12 protein-coding genes are annotated in these 16,171 nt (G+C 67.7%); 8 read left to right on the top strand and 4 right to left on the bottom strand.

The annotated features are described in order from the left end of the window. The first annotated feature begins 282 nt into the window (after nucleotides 1-282). Nucleotides 283-753 carry a hypothetical protein gene (locus ACIQU3_RS36350; protein WP_403929956.1) on the top strand — a complete coding sequence of 157 codons (471 nt, stop codon included), beginning with the start codon at nucleotides 283-285 and terminating at the stop codon, nucleotides 751-753. A gap of 221 nt (nucleotides 754-974) precedes the next feature. On the opposite strand, the gene ACIQU3_RS36345 is transcribed toward ACIQU3_RS36350, so the two are convergent. Beyond that, the gene (locus tag ACIQU3_RS36345) at nucleotides 975-2,528 is read right to left on the bottom strand and encodes an alpha/beta hydrolase (protein ID WP_403929953.1); all 1,554 of its coding nucleotides are present in this window, start codon (nucleotides 2,526-2,528) and stop codon (nucleotides 975-977) included. A gap of 75 nt (nucleotides 2,529-2,603) precedes the next feature. Here ACIQU3_RS36345 and ACIQU3_RS36340 point away from each other — a divergent pair, with 75 nt between their 5' ends. Next, nucleotides 2,604-2,759, top strand: coding sequence for a hypothetical protein (locus tag ACIQU3_RS36340; protein ID WP_403737796.1), 156 nt, complete (start codon nucleotides 2,604-2,606; stop codon nucleotides 2,757-2,759). Nucleotides 2,760-2,998: 239 nt separating this feature from the next. Continuing rightward, complete coding sequence (locus ACIQU3_RS36335) at nucleotides 2,999-3,787, top strand: tetratricopeptide repeat protein (RefSeq protein ID WP_403930003.1); 789 nt, start codon at nucleotides 2,999-3,001, stop codon at nucleotides 3,785-3,787. 314 nt (nucleotides 3,788-4,101) lie between these two features. Here ACIQU3_RS36335 and ACIQU3_RS36330 read toward each other — a convergent pair whose 3' ends face one another. Next, nucleotides 4,102-4,512, bottom strand: coding sequence for a hypothetical protein (locus ACIQU3_RS36330; protein WP_403929950.1), 411 nt, complete (start codon nucleotides 4,510-4,512; stop codon nucleotides 4,102-4,104). A gap of 1,255 nt (nucleotides 4,513-5,767) precedes the next feature. On the opposite strand from ACIQU3_RS36330, the gene ACIQU3_RS36325 reads away from it, so the two are divergent. Continuing rightward, the gene (locus ACIQU3_RS36325; protein ID WP_403929947.1) at nucleotides 5,768-7,588 is read left to right on the top strand and encodes a DUF6528 family protein; all 1,821 of its coding nucleotides are present in this window, start codon (nucleotides 5,768-5,770) and stop codon (nucleotides 7,586-7,588) included. Nucleotides 7,589-8,590: 1,002 nt separating this feature from the next. Here ACIQU3_RS36325 and ACIQU3_RS36320 read toward each other — a convergent pair. Together ACIQU3_RS36320 and ACIQU3_RS36315 are read right to left on the bottom strand one after the other, a co-directional pair. Further along, nucleotides 8,591-9,166, bottom strand: coding sequence for a hypothetical protein (locus ACIQU3_RS36320; protein WP_403929944.1), 576 nt, complete (start codon nucleotides 9,164-9,166; stop codon nucleotides 8,591-8,593). Nucleotides 9,167-9,225: 59 nt separating this feature from the next. Beyond that, the gene (locus tag ACIQU3_RS36315) at nucleotides 9,226-9,948 is read right to left on the bottom strand and encodes an IS982 family transposase (RefSeq protein ID WP_403929941.1); all 723 of its coding nucleotides are present in this window, start codon (nucleotides 9,946-9,948) and stop codon (nucleotides 9,226-9,228) included. A gap of 452 nt (nucleotides 9,949-10,400) precedes the next feature. Here ACIQU3_RS36315 and ACIQU3_RS36310 point away from each other — a divergent pair, with 452 nt between their 5' ends. From ACIQU3_RS36310 to ACIQU3_RS36295, 4 genes are all read left to right on the top strand, one after another. Then, nucleotides 10,401-10,781, top strand: a complete 381-nt coding sequence (locus ACIQU3_RS36310; protein ID WP_403929939.1) for a CU044_2847 family protein — start codon at nucleotides 10,401-10,403, stop codon at nucleotides 10,779-10,781. Between the two features lie 83 nt (nucleotides 10,782-10,864). Next, nucleotides 10,865-12,781: a trypsin-like peptidase domain-containing protein gene (locus ACIQU3_RS36305; RefSeq protein WP_403929937.1), complete on the top strand. Its 1,917-nt coding sequence runs from the start codon at nucleotides 10,865-10,867 to the stop codon at nucleotides 12,779-12,781. Beyond that, on the top strand, nucleotides 12,778-13,767 hold the full coding sequence (locus ACIQU3_RS36300) for an AAA family ATPase (RefSeq protein WP_403737834.1): 990 nt from the start codon (nucleotides 12,778-12,780) through the stop codon (nucleotides 13,765-13,767). The genes ACIQU3_RS36305 and ACIQU3_RS36300 overlap by 4 nt, the downstream gene beginning before the upstream one ends. A 13-nt stretch (nucleotides 13,768-13,780) precedes the next feature. Further along, the coding region (locus ACIQU3_RS36295; protein WP_403930001.1) for an SAV_2336 N-terminal domain-related protein at nucleotides 13,781-16,171 on the top strand (2,391 nt) is incomplete at its 3' end.

The following is a 16,171-nucleotide window of genomic DNA, read 5'->3' as shown; positions in this document are numbered from 1 at the left end:
CAACGTGGGCGATCCAAATGACCTGCACGGGGTCGAGATGCTGCCGGACGGTACGGTCCTCGCCGCGTTCGCCGAGCGGACCTTCGGCTCCGAAGGGATCAAGGGCGGGCTCACGGTCTACTCCAAGGCCCAGGGCACCCCGAGCAACTGGAGTGCCACCCCCGTCCAAGCAACCTCCCTCGCAGGCGCGCACGAGGTCCTCCACGACCCGAGCAGCAACTCGGTGTGGGCCGTCGGCGACGAGCTTCTGGTCCGGTACGACTACACCGACGGCCGACTCAAGTGGGGGGAATCCTGGCCCCTTCCCAAGAGACCGGCGGCAGCAAGGCGTACGGCCACGAAATCACGCCGGTCTACGGCAACTCCGACCGGTTCTGGATCGGTGCCAACGCAGGCATCGTCCAGTTCTCCAAGAGCGGCGCCGCCGACTGCTACGACGACTCCCAGGGCGCCTGGCCGCTGCCCGCGTACGTCACCGGGGACGCCGAAAAACAACGGTGCACGAACTATGCGAACCGGGCCCAGGTGGCAAGGCGTACGGTCATCAAGAGCGTCGGCAACGACCCCACCACGGACCGCGTGATCTCCACCTGCTCCGCAGGGTGTCCCGAGACACAGGACAGGCCGGGCACCAACTCCTGGGACACCGCGTGGATCCGCTTCATCGGCACCAGCGGCCCATACTCGATCCACTCGGCCAACATCCTGGACCGGCGCTACAAGGCCACCTGGGCCGTACCGGCCTATCAGTGATCACTGGTCGGCAGTGTTGCGCTCCACCCAGCCGTGCCCCGGGACCCGAGCGATCGGGCACCGGGGCACAGCGGCACAGTGACCAGCCCGGATTGATCGGGCACTTTCGTCGAGATCTCACGGGCAATCAGCTCCCAAAGCCCGTCTCGGACCGGGCGGTGTGGTGGTGCACGCCCAGGGCCCCTGTGAGCGAACCGCTGCGCTGACGGCCGGTACGGGTGTCAGGACATGCTGCCCCGGCACACCGTCCCCGGGGCCGGGGTGCGGCCCGTGCGGAGGTATTGATCGACCGCCCCCTTGACGCAGCGGTTCTGCGGGTATGTCCCGTGGCCCTCCTCCTCGGCCGTCAGAAGCACGCCGACACCGTCGCCCAGCGCGCGGGCCATGTGGCGGGCGCCGGGATACGGAGTGGTCGGGTCGCCGGTGCCACCGACCACCAGGACGGGGGCCGCGCCGTCGGCGTTCACCTGGAGTGTCGCGCGCTCGCCTTCGAACGGCCAGTCGTAACAGAGGTAGACGCCGGTGGACCAGGCCGCGCCGAAGACGGGCGAGGCGGCCTCGACGCGAGCCTCGTCCCGGTCGAGGCGTTCAAAGCCGGGGCGCAGGCTGGAGTCCGCGCAGGTGATCGCGGTCCGGGCGACAGGGCTGCTGTCGGGCGCGGGCGCCGCGCGGTCGGCGGAACCCATGTCGACCGCGCCGTTGCTCAGCGGACGGCCGTCGTTGTGGTCGATCAGCGCGGTGAGGGCCTTGGTGAGCGGCGACCAGCCGTCCGTGCCGCGGACGAGATGGTCGCTGACGCTGTGCGCGAGGTCGTCGGCGTCCAGGTTCCTTCCGCCGCCGGCCGGGGCTGGCCTTTTGTCCAGGCGGTCGGCCAGGCGCGCCATGCGTCGCGCGGCCTCCTCGGGCCCGTCACCGGTCGGGCAGTGGCGGATACGGGCCGCGCAGTGCGCAGCGAACCGGTCGAACGCCGCTTGGACCGCCTTGACCTGCGACAGCTGCTCCTCGCTGAGGTCCTCGGTCGGATCGACGGGCGCTTCGAGGACGAGCCGCCCGACGTGCTTTGGGTACAGGTGGGCGTAGACCGCGCCGAGCGCCGTCCCGTACGAGACGCCGAAGTAGTGCAACCGCTCGTCGCCGAGGAGGTAGCGCATCAGATCGAGATCGCGCGCCGTGTGCGAGGTGCCGATGTACGGCAGGAGCGCCCCGGAGTGCTTGGCGCAGGCGTCGGGCCCGGCATAGCCGGTGCCGGCTGCGGTTTTCCCGCAGCGCACGGGAATGGTCGCGCCGACGCCACGCGGGTCGAAGGAGACCAAGTCGTAGCGGTCGAGGAGCTGCTTGTACTGGTTGAGGCGTTCGGGCAATCCGTTCACGCCGGACACGCCTGGGCCGCCGAAGTTGAGGACCAGTGAGCCGATGCGCCGGGTGCTCGGGCCGGTGGCCTTGCGGCGGATCAGGGCGACGTCGATCTTCTTGCCGTCTGGTTTCCGGTAGTCGAGGGGGGTCTTCATGGTGGCGCAGTCGTAGCCCGTGCGCGCGTTGGGCGGCGACGTGCAGCGGGACCAGCGGAGGTGCTGGCCGGTGGTGAGAACGGCGGGCAGACCAGTAGGCGGGTTGTTCGCGGTAAACTCCGTACGCGGTTCCGCGCTCCGGCCGGGAGCGTCATGCTTGAGCCAGGCGCCGACGACCCCGATCGCGACGAGGACGACCCCGGCGATGATCAGCGCACCGACCGAGAGGCCCGGTCTACGGCTGCGTAATGGATGTGCGTCACTCATCGAAATCCCCGCGCTCCCGCCCCTGGACGCCCGCCCCGTGCTCGCATGCCCGCGTCGTGATCGTCCGATCGTCGAATGAGTGCAGAGTACAAGCCGTCCACCACAGCAGCTCAGCTCCTGCCAGGTCTACGACTTCTCGCGCTCGAGACCGACAAGCTCAATGCTGCCAGGGGGCCGGACGATCCGGAGCGGCAGATCGTCACTTGCAACACCATCCACGACAAGACATGACATGGGTGCCCGGGGACCATAGGCCCACCAACAGGGGGAGCATGGTTCGGCGTTGCAGTGTGACCCTGTGACCGCACGTGCGGTCACAGGCACTTTCGCCTTGTGTGATTCGTACGTGAACCTCCAGGACGCCAGGGTGCTGACCGTCTCCTGCCTCGCCGCCGCGTAGCCTGCGCAGCATCCGTATGCTCCCGGTCATGAGATTTCTACGGCGGCGTGGCCGCAGCGACGCCCAACAAATGACGGGGACGCCTGTGGCGGAGGCCAAAGCCCTCTACGGAGCTGGGCGTTATGCCGAGGCGGAGGCCGAAGCCCGCGCCGTGGCCCGAACGCGGCCACGCGACGACGAGTACGCAGCTGTGGCGCTGAACATCGCCGCGCTCGCTACGGGCGCCCAAGGCCGCCACGCCGAGGCACTGGCCACCTACGACGAGGCGCTTCCTGCCTTCAGCAGGATATTCGGAGCCGATCACTGGCTGACCCTGAAGCTGCGCTCGGACCGCGCCCAGCAAATGATCTCGCTCGGTCAGTACACCGAGTGCGAGGCAGAATGTGCGGCCGTCGCCGAGGTCGCGGGCCGCGGTACCGGCCCGGAGATGTCATTCCTGGCAGCGGCCGCCCGCAACGGGCTGGTCTTCGCCCTCAATGCGCAGGGGCGCCACCAGGAGGCCGAAGCGGTCGCCCGCGAGGCCCTGGCCGCCCATCGCGAACGTGACCGGGGGGCCGTCGTCCTGCGACTCGGCCTGGCTCGCAGCCTCAACGGCCAAACCCGCTACGAAGAGGCCCTCACCGAGGTACAGGACGCCGACAAGCTGTACCGCGCTCTGCCCGATGACCAGCGCCACCCAGACACGGGCGCCGTCCAACTGGTCTCCGCTATGGCCTTGTGGGGGTTGCGACGGGAACCCGATGCCCGTCACCAGGCTGCAGCCGCTCATGAGGCGTGCCAGGCTTCCTTCGGCCCGGACCACAGCCGCACCGTCGAAGCCCGAACGCTGCTCGAGCACATCGACGGCACTCGGCCATAAACGCATCGTCCATCCCTCCTCTGGGGACAGACGCCTCTTTGGGACGGCGGGTGGCCTGCCCGGTGCCATGTACCACTGGCGCAGAGGAGAGCCGCCGCGGCCGTATTTATGTGCCACCAGCACTCCAGCTCGAAGCGGTGCGAGTTTCATGTGCCGGACCCAAGGCTGACGCGACACGGGCGGCTGCGGTGGCCTTCGGTCGACTCCAGAGGCCTCTGGGCGTTGTCGACGTGGTGGCGGCCGGGCAGGGCCCGTCCACCCAGCCAGCGCAGCCGTACGCTCAGGTCGCCCCCGGCGGCATTGCGGCAACCCGCCTACCATCCAGATGGCAGCTCCAAGCCCTCAACACATTCGACAACCCTCGGCCGGCGCCAGTGCCACCAGCGTCCGCCTCCGGGCTCGGCGCGATCGGCGCTGACTCCCTCGAGGTGGGTCGTAGCGCTTAAATATCGAGCGTCCAGCCTTCTCAACTCGCCGTCACGATGGGAGCGCACCGCTGCGGTCAGGATTGGCCAAGCTTCAGCCAGCCAGTCCCGGCACCACAGGTCGTGGCGGTATTCAAACGCGTACTGTGCATCGAAGCCATCCTCGATGTCTTCAACGACCGATTCCCACCTCTCCAGCATCGCGTTGATCGTGACGATGCCTCCATACCGCAGGGCCAGCGCTCTTCCCGCTTCGTGGATCGAGGCATAGTCATCTGAGCTGAGAGTCGGTTGTTCCACCCGCCCGACCATGGCAACCGACGCCTCGCCGCGCAACCTCAGCCTCCGATCAACCGGTGCAGCGGGATGCGAAGCAGACAGTGGACCTTCCGCACCGCGGGAGCCCCGCCACGTGACACAGCCTGGTCAGCTCCTCATCGCCCAGTCGGGGCGCACCTCCAGGTGGTTCTGAAGACGCGCAAGCAACTGGTTGCTGGCCATATGCAAGGCCGCACGCACCTCGAGGGCGGGAGCTCCGCCGACCGGGAGCCGACTGCCGAGAAGCCGGACGCCCGTCGCGACCACGCCTCCAGGGTTGTGCGCGCACCGTTGTTTTAAGGCGTGCCGGATCTGCGCTTCGGCCCACCGGAGCCCCGTTGTCTTGAGTACCTCGCGCGCCTGCGTTCCCGGCGAACCTCCGCTCCCGTTGAAATTGACGGGACGCTGCGCACGTTCCGTTTCATGTCTTGCTGGTCGGCTCAGTCAGGGCCGAGGTCGCCGGAGTGCCTTGGACCGGCGGCCGATGCCGATACCGACCTGGACGATCCACTCCGCGCTGGCGGGCCGGACGCGCTCGCCGGGCTCTCGTGTAAGGGAGGAGGTGGGTAGGCCGCGAGTGCAGAACGACCGGCCGGCGTGGGGTCGACGGTGATGCTCGTCCGCTGCGCGGAGCGTCTGCCGGAGGAGACCTAGCGGCAGGTCCTGGAGCAGCTGCCGACCTTTCGGCGGTCCCGACTGGCGCGACCAAGGCGCGGCCGCGAGCCTCGCCGTCGACGCGGGGGTGTCTCGGACGGGGAAGTCGACGGTTAACGGTCGGAGCTGGCCCCGCTTTTCCGGGCCGGCGGCGACAACCTGCAACTCCACATATGTCCGGCGTCCCCGGACCATCCCCACGACGAAAATGGTCCACTGAGCCCTCGCGGAAGTCCTCCGCGCTGACGCGTGGTGCCTTAACCAATGCCTGCGGGTTGATACTCGCGTCCGAACGGGCCGCCGGCCGCCACTTCTCGGAAGCGCACCCTTGGCCCGCCGGAGGTGAGAGGGGTCCCAAGAGCGGGCCGCTGAACCAGGGTTCGGGCGGAATGGTGTCTTCGACACGTCTGACGTGCGGAAGCCGCTGTAAAGTCATGACCGCATCAAAATAGAACACTCACCCGAATCGGTGGTGTTGACCCGCTCGTCATGGGCGGGACGAACATAGGGGGAACTAATGTCTCGGCACCTGGCGAGGATCCTCAGACGGAGGATCTTCGTTGCGTCGGGTGGTCTGGCCCTGGTGGTCTCTCTGTTGGCGCAGGCCTCATCCGCACAGCGGCACGAGCAGGCGCAGCCGGCCGTGCAGCCGGTGGCGGCGACCGCAACGGGGGCGGTCTCACCATTCGCCCAGAGCGGCCCGCGCAACATGATCAAGCGGATCCAGGACACCTACATCAGCAACACGGACACCGCCGACCACTCGCAGGAACGCCTCCTGCACATCGGCACGCCGAACGGTGGCGCGACGAAGTACCGCAGCTTCCTGAAGTTCGACGTCTCCCGGCTGACCGGCGCGAACATCAAAAGGGCGTCCCTGCGGCTGTACAACTCCTTCGTGGCAGTGCAGGACTGCCACCAGAACCCTTGGTTCGGTGTCTACCGAGTGGCCGAGGCCTGGGACCAGAGCACCATCACCTGGGCGAACCAGCCCACGGTCGGCGAAGGCGTCGGCAAGTGGTTCGGTGTCGGACACCCCACTTGCGAGGACCAGCCCAACAAGTACCTGCCGGACGAGTCCTCCGGCATCCTGCGGATCGACATCACCGACATGGTCACGGCTTGGACCCGGCCGGGCACAACGACGCCCAATCACGGCATCCGACTCAGCAGTAATGAGGGAGCGCCCCACCCGACGACCGGCACCACCGGGTACAAGGACTTCTGCTCCATGAACCCGACGACCCCGGACAAGGACCGGGCCTGCACCAAGGCTTACTTCGCGCCCACCCTGGAGGTCGAGTTCAACGACGGGTCCACCCCGTTGATCGCGGGCAACGAGTACGGCCCGCCTTACGCCGGCGGCTATCCCGTAGCGACAGAGGCGCTGGAGTTCCTGGACTCCAACAAGCCCTCTGTCTGGGAGGCTTCGAAGCCGTACCAACGGTGGCTCCCTGACGCCTACCACGCGGTGGAGGACACGTCCCTGAACGGTGCCGCCTGGAAGGGCGGAACCTCGCACAAGCTCCGGCCCGGCGGCGTCTACGGTGATCAGGTGCTGGTCACCGGTGACGGAGCCAGCGGTTTCGTCGGCGTCATTCCCTACCCGGCCCTTTCCGGATATCACTGGGCCATCAACGTCAAAAGCTCCGGCGAGCCCGGGGACCTGCACGGCGTAGAACTCCTCCCTGACGGGGGAGTCGTCGCCGCGTTCGCCGGCGGCAACGGCGTCCCCGGCAAGATCGAGCTGTACACCAGGGCGCAGGGCACGCCGGGCAACTGGAGCGGGACGCCCAAACAGACGATCCCACTGGACTCCGCACATGAGGTCGTATACGACCCTAACGGCGGGTATGTCTGGGTACTTGGCGGCCTGGAACTGGTGAGGTTCACATACGACCCCGGCACGAAGCAGCTGACCAACGCCAAACGGTTCGCTCTGCCCAAGCAGCCGGGCGGTGGTGGCGCCTGGGGCCATGACTTGACCCCTGTCTACGGAAACCCGGATCGTTTCTGGGTAGGGGCCAACGGCGGCGTTGCCCAGTTCTCCAAAAGCGGAGCCGCCCGGTGCCACACGAAGGACGATCCCACCAAGTGGCCCGCCCCCACGCAGCTCGCGGAGATCGAGAACGGCTCGAATCACTGGTGCACCGACTACGTCAACGAGCCTCTGGTCAACACGCGGGTCATGCTCAACAGTGTCGGCAGTGATCCGGTGACAGGTCGGGTGGCCACAACCTGCGCCAAGGAATGCGGCCTGGCCAACCTCGACGCGGACGGGAAGCCCACCTACACCACCAGCTGGATTGAGACCATCGACTCCCTGAATGGCTTGAAACAGTACCGCTGGAGCGAGCACAGCAAGCACTACAAGGCGACTTGGGCGGTCGCCTCCTACCAGTAGCAGATGATGGAAGGGCTCCAGCAAAAACATGACCTGCGGGAGCCCTTCTACTGTCCAAGACCCGGCCAGCGTCCTGAGACCCACACCGGTCACAGGCCCGGGACACCTCGCCTTGCTGCACTACTGCGAGCCATACTTCACACTCCGGTCCATGTCGTCGGCCGGACCCCAGCAAGCCTGGATTGGGCCGTGCGCGTGAGTACGTGCTGGAGCAACTGCACCACGGAAATGCGGTCCTAGTGGTCGACGAGACTGGGCCTCTGTAGTACCCCCTGGCCGACTGTCGTCCTCTCAGAGTTCGACGCTCTCGCCGGGGCGGAGCCGCCGGATCTCCGCGCCGGCCCTCTCTTTCCATGGCGAGGACCTCATCCAGGACCTTCAAGCCCCACTCGTTGACGAGTCCGTCGTGAATCGTATAAGCACGGCGCGGTGTCATCCGGCGCAGGTAGCCAATCATGTCAGGCACCGTCAGCCACGGTGCCTGACCAGGTAGCAAGAGCGTCGGGGCCTCGATCACTGTCAGTGCGTCACCCGGGTTAAAGACTTCTCCGTCGATCAGGAACCCGACATTGTCGGCCGGAGGCACATCCGGATGGCTGAATTGATGCTTGTCGCCCGACACCGACACGTGGAAGCCCGCGACAGAGAAGTGGTCACCGTCGCGGACTACGTGCACGCGCTCGCCAAGCTCGCTCAGGTGCCGTGCAACCCCGGCGCAGGTCTAGACGTCGACTGAAACCCGCGAAGGCGATCCGGGTCGAAGTACGCGCACTGCCGCTAGACCGCGGAGTGGGCAGCCACCAAACTCCGCTGGAGCCTGACAGCCGACCAAGGCGAGCTTGCTGCCGTACGAGCTGGCTGACGCCTGTCCGGGGCAATCGGCGGCGTACGAGCCGGCACTGTAGGCCTTGGTGCGTGACTGATCCGCGTCGGCAAGTCAGTGCCGAGGGAGGGAGGCCGCCCGGTCAGGATGCCCCGCACTCCCACCTCGTTCGTGCGGAGTCAGGCGGCGCTCTTCTTGCGGCGCCCGGCGCGGGCGAGAGCGTCGACGAGTTCCTCGCGGCTCATCTTCGACCGGCCGGGCACATGCTGTTCGGTGGCCCGCTGGTACAGCTCCGTCTTGCTCAGCTGCCGCAACTCCCTCTTGCCCGCACCGCGCTGGTCGCGGGAGCCAGCAGATGCGCGGGAAGCCTTCGGCGGAGCCTTCCGGGCGGCCGGCTTCTTCGCCGTCTTTGCAGCAGGCTTCCGTGCCTTCTTACGCGCCGGCTCAGACTGCTTCGCCTTCGACCTGGTGGACTTCCCCGGGCGGCCGCGGGCTTGGTCGAGGCTGCCCTGCAACGCCTGCATCAGGTCGACGACGTTGGTGGCCGCTGGCGCCTCCTCGGCTGCGGTGACCTCCTGGCCCTCGGCCTTCGCCTTCACCAGCTCCCGCCCCTTCTCCTGGTAGGTGTCGCGGTAGCGGGAGGGATCCCACGGCCCTTCGAGAGAGTCGATCAGCTGGAGGGCCATGTCCAGTTCCTTGCCCTTACCAGCGCGACCGGAGGGCAGCTCGGGCAGCTCCTCGCGCGGTTCGCGCACCTCATCGGCCGAGTGGAGAGTCTGCAGCGCCAGGACCTTGTCCTCGGCGCGCAGCGCGGTCAGGTACTCACGGTCAGGATCCGCTGGGCCACCCGGACTCCGACGCCTTCGATGGTGCGGCCGCCGTGCTGTTCGAGGTCGAGCTGGCCCTTGAGGGTGCCGTTGACCGACTCGATCAGCTGCCGCACCGTCTTGAGCAGGGCTTCTGCGGGATGTGGGGTGCCGCGGTTGCGGTAGGAGGGCCGTAGCAGGCTGATGCCGTGTGTGGCGAGGAAGCGGTCGAGTTCGGCGGCGATGTATCCCTTGTCCGCCAGGATCAGCAGCCCCGGCCGGGCAGCTGCCAGGTGCGGTTCATCGTCGATCAGGGCGGCCAGCACCTGCCGTTCGTCGATCTTCGGGTCGGCAAGGGCCCAGCTGACGGGCAGTCCGGCCGGGGTGCACACCGGGTGCAGTTTCAGGCACCAGTAGAACCGGGAGTGGGAGCGGCAGTAGCCGTAGCCTGCCCAGCCGGCCAGGTCGGAGCGTTTGACCGTCGCACGGGAGCGGGCGCATTCGACCGGGGTGGAGTCCACGATCCACACGTCGTCCAGCCATAGGTCGGTGTCTGCGGCCAGTGACCGGATGGCCCGTTTGACCAGGGGCAGAGCGGCTCGCAGCCGCTTGTTGTAGACCGGGCGCTGGGGCAGGTAGGGGAACATGCGGTGCAGGGGGGCGTGGGCGAATCGCGGCCAGCGGGCCTGGCAGTGGAAGCCCAGCATGGCCTGAGCCACGGCCAGCGTCACGAGCTCGGCGTCCGTCAGCCGCGGCGGACGTCCACGCCAGCGCGGGGTCGTCAAAATGGTGCCAGCGAACGCCAAGAACATCCAAGTCCACTGGACCGAGGACGAGGTGAACGGCGAGCCGTACATCTGGGAATTGCCGAAAGGGAGAACACACGCAGCTGGAACACTCAGCTGGACCACTCCGGTCAGGGCCCGGGGCTCGCGCTTTCGTTACGCGCGGACGACGGTGAGGTCGAGGACGGTCATGGTCCGGCTCGGCGGCGTGTCACCTGCGGCGACGGTGCCCCTCACGACCACGCGGGGCCCGGGGGCAATGATGCGGCGCGGGTCCGCAGCCGCTCGAGCCGGTGACGGTGCGCTTCTTGACCCATCGCATTGTCGTTCCCGCGCCGCGAGTCCCGAGTTGATCGTTCTCGGTGTCAGGGCAACTGCGGCAGGGCATAGTTGAGGGCATGGGGGAATTTGTGAAGTTCACCTTCGACGACGGCCAAGCGGTGCTGCTGGAGGTCTTTCCCAGCCCACTCGCAGACGAGGCTGCGGAAGACAGGACGCCCGGGTCAGCGCCGCTCGTGCCCGTCGCGGTTCAGGGGAACGGCCGGGTGGCTCGAGCGGCTCGTGGAGCACTGGAGCAGGTGCTGAAGCCTCTGGTGCCGGTGCTTCAGTCTGTGCACAACACGGTCGCGGCCATGGAACAGCCGCCCGACCAGCTCACAGTGGACTTGGGGGTCAGGGTGGGGAACGACTTGACCCTCGGCATCGTCGCCAACAAGGGCGAGGCTAGCCTCACGGTGTGCGCCACCTGGAATCTTGAAGCCCCTGTGCCGACGGAGTAGCCATGTACGGGCGGTACGGCGACGGCCCTGACGCGCGTATCCGCAGGGCTTGGGTCACGCTTCACGATCGTCACACTGCCGGCGTGGGCCTTGGCGCGGGCGTAGCCGTCGCAGACGGCTATCTCCTGACCTGTGCCCACGTGATCAACGCAATCCTCCGGCGGGACAAGCTGGCATCCGCCGAACCAACGTCGCAGGAGATGCGCCAGGTCAGAGTCTCGTTCCCAGGTGTCGGCAGCGAGCACCACACCGTCGAGCTCGCCGGCTGGCTGCCGCCCAGAGCGGAAGGCCGGCAATGGTGGGAAGGCGATCTCGCGCTACTTAAAGTTGAGTTCCCCGCCCCGGCCGTCAGGCCGCCAGCCATCAAGGAGACTTCCGGACACAGACTATTCACCTGGTACGCCCACGGTGCCCCGCGCTCCCTCGTGGATGTCGTCGTCCAAGCGAGCATGGGGCCCTGGTACATCCTGGACCCCGGGGCAGCGCCGCTGGACATTCAGCCGGGCCACAGCGGAGCACCCCTGTGGGATCGGGAACACGGCTGCGTCACCGGAATGGTCGTCTCCGCCGAACCCGACAATCGCCGCTCCTACGCCATTAGAGCCTCCGAGATGCTGAAGATGCTCGCCACGGCCGGCCTGATGCCCACCGCCGGTGCCAGGGCGTCCGACAGGAGGGACGAAGCCCATCGCCACGAGCTGATCGAGATTCTCGACGGGCTCTCCGATAAAAAGCTGAGGCGGTGTGCCAGGCGTTTCAGCCGCGACCTCCGCTTGCCCTGGAACCCGAGCACCCGAGAGGAACTCGTCGACTCGGCGATCGAGCTTCCACGGGGAGTACCCGCTCTCCTGCATACGCTGACGGCGTATCAGGACGTGAAATGCCGGTTCCAAGAGGCGGCGACGAAGCTGCGCCCGCTGCGCATCCTCACTCCGGGTGAGTACGAAGAACTGAGCGAGTTGCTGGGCCAGGACGCGTATCCAGAGCTGCGCGAGGCTGCCCGCCGTGCCGTACCCCACCTTGCGTTGACCGACTCCGCTGCGACCGACGTCGCAGCGTTGATCGAGAATCTGGAGGACCGGGAGAGCGAGCTCGGCGTGGTACCACCCTTGATACAGGTGATCGAAGAGGTAGCCGCGGCGCGGCTGGCCCACGGCAATGGTTTGCGGGACTGGTCGGACCGCGTGGTGTCCCATCTGAACCTGGCACAAGGAGCGCTGACCCAGTGCCGATGGTCGGCTAGGTCCCGCGCATCCGTCGGCACGCCGGAGCCAGTGCTGCGGGTATGGCTATGGCCCGAACAGGCAGCTGACGCCTTCCACTACGTCATCCGGCTCTATGACGGGCTCGGCAACCTCATGGGGACCTGGGCGGGCGGGGATGCTCCGCGTAGCCGTTCCGAGCTGTGCGCCGATCTGTCCGAGGCCGTGGACCACCTCGACCAATACGAGGACGCGGCGGGCGTTGAGTTCCTGCTGGAAGAAGGATTCTTCGGCCTGGAAGTGGATCAGCTTCCGACCCGGGCCGGGACGCTGGGGACACGACCTGTGGGACTCGACCGGCCTGTGGTCCTTCGTGGGCAGAACGCGCCTCGCCTCGGACCGTGGAGAGCCAGATGGGAACGCAGGCAGCACCCCACCGCGGGCCCCTACGTCGCGTCCGATCAGGAAGCGGCGAACCGCACACTGACGATCCGGCGTGATATCGCCTGCGTTATCGCCTGCTGCCCTCCCGAACAGCAAGCTCGCACTTTGGCCCTGTGCCGCTTGCTGGGCGTGCCGGTGGTCCTGTGGCACCGGGACGCCCACGGCCCGGACGCGCTCGAGGTTCTTCGGCCGGTCGTACGCGAGGACTGGCAACGGGGCCTGCGAGAAGAAGTCAGACGGCACCGCGCGGAGGCCTTGAACGATCCGTCGCACATGGGCAGCCATTTGGCCCTGTTGTGGGAAGACCCCAGCTGGACACCCTCGCGACCACGACTGTCCAACCCGACGAGATGAGTAGGTGGTGTTGCGTGAGCGGCGGACGTGAGCACGAGCGGCTCTTTCGCGGCGACGGCCACACGTACGATGATGCCGTACCGCTGCCTCAGCCTCCACCGTGGCGACGGCCTGGGCAGAACGACAGTCCTGCCCGCCGCAAACGGCCGTATCTGATCGGCCACGAGCAGGTTGACGTGGTCAACGCTGCTCTGCGCCTGCGCCGTCCTCTCCTGGTCACCGGCCCGCCCGGTACCGGCAAGTCATCCCTCGCCCATGCCGTCGCGGCGGAACTCGGGCTCGGCCCGACACTGGTCTGGCCGGTGAACACCCGTGCCACGCTGACCGACGCGCTATACCGCTACGACGCCATCGGCCGTCTGCGTGAGCGGACCGACGGTGCGGACGACATCGGCAGCTTTGTCCGGCTGGGGCCGCTGGGGACCGCTCTGGCAACCCAGTACAGGGGCCGGCCACGCCTGCTGTTGATCGACGAGCTGGACAAGAGTGACGTCGATCTGCCCAACGACCTGCTGTTCGTTCTGGAGGAAGGCGAGTTCACGATCCCGGAACTGGCCCGTCTGCCTCAGACCCAGGCAGAAGTTGCGATCCATACGGAGGGCTCGCAGGACAAGGTACTGGTGCGGCAGGGCGTCGTCCGGTGCCAGGACTTCCCCTTCGTCGTGATCACCAGCAACGGTGACCGGGAGTTCCCTCCGGCCTTTCTGCGTCGCTGTATCCGGTTGGAGCTGCCCGAGCCCGGACCGATCCAGCTCCAGGACATCGTTCGAGCACACTTCGCGGAAGACGGCCTCGAGAGGCTGGAAGCGCACTGGCCGCGGGTGCAGGCACTTATCCAGACGTTCATCAACCGGCGCAGCCTGGGTGGCCTCGCCACGGATCAACTGCTGCACGCTGTCCATTTGCTGCAGCAGGGCATCCATCCGGAAGCGGAGCACCTCAGGGAGGCGGTGCTGCGTGAGCTCAGGAGCAGCGGAGTCCGGTGAACAAGGCGAACCTATGGTCGCCCGGTTACAGGGCACGCTACGGGGCGCCGGAGTGGAACTCTCGCCCAGGGAATTGAGCGACGCGCTCTGGCTCGCGCTCCACACGCCACCTCGTCAAGCCACAGTTGCCGTACCTGCGCCCAAAGTTGAGCCACGCCCCGCCGTACCTGCGCCCCCAGCTGAGCCACGCACGGCGCCCAAGCCGTCCACCGTGCCACGGCGCCCGTCCCCACGACAGGGCGTCACCGAGCAGTCGGAGGGAAGCCGGCGCCCGGTGTATGCGCTGACCCGCAGGCAGGAAACGGGGGCGTCTGGGGCGCCGGTGCGTATTCCCGGAGTCCGGGGCCTGCCTCGCCCGCTGGGAGTCGCCCGGGGGCTACGGGCCCTGAAACGGAAAGTGCCGTCCCCGCGCGGGTACGAGCTTGACGAAGCCGCCACGGCCGAGGCTATCGCTCACAGCGGCATCCTCGACGCCGTGCTGCGCCCGGCACAGGAGCGCTGGCTCCACCTTGTCCTGGCCCTCGACGACGGCCCGTCCATGAGCGTGTGGCGTGACACGATCCAGGAGCTGACCGACGTCCTCGCCACCTCCGGCATTTTCCGCTCTGTGCGCGTTTGTTCCCTTGAAGTGGCAGTGGGCAGCCTCCTCGACCACACCACCACACTCGTCGTCACGGACGGGGTCGCCGACCATTGGTACACCGGGTCCGCCCACGCGCACCTGTCCGCCTTGGCCCGCAGAGCGCCGACCGCTGTGCTGCATCTATTCCCAACCCGGCTGTGGAGCAGTACCGCGATGGCAGCTGAACCCATGGTCGTCCGTTCACGCGGGCCGGGACAGCCCAACGCTTTGCTTACCTCCCACGCCCCCTGGCTTCCGGCGGCGCTGGGCCCTGAGCTTGGCCTGGCGGTCCCCGTGGTCGAACTGGCCGAGTGGGGTCTTCGTCCCTGGGCCGAACTGCTGGCATCGCCGGGGGGCGTGGCCTCCCTACGCGTCGTCGACGCCGAACGTCCCCCGGACCCCGTGCCCTCCGACGCCGCGATCCGACACGCCCCCGCCGCGCAGCGCGTACGCGCCTTCCGGGCGACGGCATCGCCACAGGCATACGAACTGGCTGGCCACTTGGCTTCTGTAGACCCGTTGACGCTCCCTGTGATGCGTGTCGTGCAGGCCGCCGCCCTGCCCGACAGCAGCACCGCGTGTCTCTCCGAAGTCCTGCTCAGCGGCCTCATGCACGTAGACGACTCGCTCGGCAGCCATGACGTCTTCGCCTTCTCGCCGGATGTACGCGCCATGCTCCGGACCGTCATCAGAGCCAGCTCGGCACAGCGCACTGTCGACGCCGTGAGCGACTTCATCGCGCCGCGCCTCGACCGCACCCCGGACTTTCCCGCGGTCATCGCGCACCGCACCGGCACACTGGCCCTTCCCCGACAAGGCTCGCCCTTCGCGGAACTGCCGCCGTTGACAACGCCGGTACCGCATCCTCAGCGCCCCACGAGCGGGCCGCGTCAGGTCACACCGCCCCAGGGACTTCTCCAGCCGCCCACAGGACAGCCGACTGTCGGCCCCGGATACCAGGCCGTACTGCGCTATCGCGAGCCGAACGGCTCCGAGCAGGTACTCATCCGCCGCTCGGCACCGGGGACTCCGCACCCGGAGTGGCAGATCTTCCACGAGCTGCGGGCCATGAACGTGCCCCCAGACCAGGTTCTGGCGCTGCACACGGAGCTGGAGTCGTGTGACCTGCCGGGCGCGTACTGCGCGCGGATGATCCGTGAGCAGTGGCCACAGGCGCGGATCACGAGCATCGCGCCGTACGGCGCGGACTCCATGAGCCGGCAGCAGGGTATGCGGCAGTTGCTGGAATACCATGCAGAGATGCACCAGGTGGCCGACGGTCATGCCCGTCCGGCTCCGGTGCGGGTGCCGTTGCCGCCGGTGCAGGCGGCGCCGCAGATCTCGTCGGAGGATCTCGCCCGCGAGATGGCGGACGCTTTTGGGACGAGTCTCTTCCAGTTCGAGCGGCAAGCCGTGGCCCGTCAGGGCGTGCCGCCGGTCGTGGCGGAGTCGCTGCTGGTGGCGGGACTGCCGATAGACATGGACCCGTTCTTCTGGGCGCAGACCGAGCACGGGCGGTCCGTGCCGACGCTCGCCGAACTGGCCAGGGAGCGCGGGGTACAGCCGACGTCCGACGCGGAGTCGTACCTCGTCATGGGCAGCGACTACGGTCAGGCGATCTGCGTGCAGTACGGCACGGCGAACATCGTGGCCGTCCCGGTGGAGGCGAACCCCCGTGGGAATCCGGTGTCGACGCAGTTCGTGAACACGGGCCTGCCCGAATTCCAGCGCTGCCTGGCGCTGCTCGGCCGGATGTGGCGGCTCCGATTCGGCCTGAACCAT

It is taken from the genome of Streptomyces sp. NPDC101110 (assembly GCF_044759525.1).
GTDB lineage: Bacteria > Actinomycetota > Actinomycetes > Streptomycetales > Streptomycetaceae > Streptomyces.
Note: the sequence above shows the minus strand (reverse complement) of the source record. Positions and strands in the feature narration are given on the sequence as shown.

What these genes read in the sequence shown, in the direction of transcription:
- ACIQU3_RS36345 (WP_403929953.1), bottom strand. Translation starts at nt 2,528, where the DNA reads ATGAGTGACGCACATCCATTACGCAGCCGTAGACCGGGCCTCTCGGTC.
- ACIQU3_RS36340 (WP_403737796.1), top strand. Translation starts at nt 2,604, where the DNA reads ATGAGTGCAGAGTACAAGCCGTCCACCACAGCAGCTCAGCTCCTGCCA.
- ACIQU3_RS36335 (WP_403930003.1), top strand. Translation starts at nt 2,999, where the DNA reads ATGACGGGGACGCCTGTGGCGGAGGCCAAAGCCCTCTACGGAGCTGGG.
- ACIQU3_RS36310 (WP_403929939.1), top strand. Translation starts at nt 10,401, where the DNA reads ATGGGGGAATTTGTGAAGTTCACCTTCGACGACGGCCAAGCGGTGCTG.
- ACIQU3_RS36300 (WP_403737834.1), top strand. Translation starts at nt 12,778, where the DNA reads ATGAGTAGGTGGTGTTGCGTGAGCGGCGGACGTGAGCACGAGCGGCTC.